Below are 1,189 nucleotides of genomic sequence, written 5' to 3' on the forward strand. Positions count from 1 at the left end.
GTGGGAGATTCTATGGTTTTGGGGAAGCCCCCAAAACCGCTTTTGACTGGTATTCGCTCAGATTTTTCATGAGCGAAAAGGCGATACGCGCCAGCTTGCGACCAATGATGACCAGGGCTTGAGTCGTTTTCAGGCCCCTGGCCAGATAACCCTCGTATAAAGGCTTCCAGGCTTCTGACCGGATGCCTGCTGACGCCGCGTTATGCAGCAATCTGCGTATCTCCGAATCTCCCTTCTTGCTCAACGAGCGGCGTCCGTTCATTTGCCCAGAGTCAGACACTCTTAAGTCCATTCCCAAGAAAGCGATGTAAGCGTCAGCATTTTCAAATTCTCCTCGCTGAAACGCCATTGTCAGGGCAACCGCTGTCAGAAAACCAATGCCTTCGACGGCTTGGCAGCGCTTGACCTGATGCAAAAGCCCCGCCTCAGTAACAGCCTCTAATATCCTTTTTTCAATGAGCCCCTCATGCCTATCAAGACACGCTGAAATGCTCTTGGACGAGGCCTTGAGTAATGGCTCACCCGCCCAGCTCTGGTTCAGCGCAACGCGCATTTTCACCAGCGCTGCACGTCGACGCAGCAAGCTTTGAAGCTTGGTATAAATCTTCGGCGGCGGATTCCAGACGCGCAAATCAGCCTGTTCATTCTTCAAGTAACGAGCCAGCAACTGCGCATCGCTGAGGTCTGTTTTGGCGCGCCCGCCTGTGCCTTTGCGGTAATGGCTAAGGCGATATCCATCAATCACGTAAACGATATGGCCCATCGAATGAGCCAAGTTGACGGTATCCACGTGATAGATATTGGTGGCTTCAATTGCGATGGCGCTGCCCGCAGGCAAAGACTTCAGCCATGCCTTCAGCTCGTTTTTCTTGTTCGGTACGATCTTTGTTTCAGCAGTTTCACTTTGATAAACGACCACTTCGGCTTTAGCGACATCCACTCCAATGATTGATTGCGAGACAGTCATTGCCATGAGAAAAGCTCCGGGTTAGGGTTTACAGGCTTGTCGGGGCTTCACCGTTGCGCTGGCTTGCTTCTATCGTCGGTCATGGCCGATGCATTCCTTATCGGCGCTTTGGTGAAGGGGTGGGGCGAAGTCTCCCACGGTCTGTACTGGCTAGAGTCAGATGCTGGCTTTTAGTCCCACCACCCCTACAAGTCTAACCATACAAGCTGGCTTGCCTGCGAT

At 52.6% G+C, this 1,189-nt stretch carries 1 protein-coding gene; it reads right to left on the reverse strand.

Annotated elements, in window-relative coordinates; all coding sequences use genetic code 11:
* Nucleotides 1–10: 10 nt before the first annotated feature.
* Complete coding sequence (locus tag BLL38_RS29950; RefSeq protein WP_076965383.1) at nucleotides 11–973, reverse strand: IS110 family RNA-guided transposase; 963 nt, start codon at nucleotides 971–973, stop codon at nucleotides 11–13.
* Nucleotides 974–1,189: the final 216 nt, after the last annotated feature.

Origin of the sequence: Pseudomonas gessardii (genome assembly GCF_001983165.1) — a bacterium.
Classification (GTDB): Bacteria; Pseudomonadota; Gammaproteobacteria; order Pseudomonadales; family Pseudomonadaceae; genus Aquipseudomonas; species Aquipseudomonas gessardii.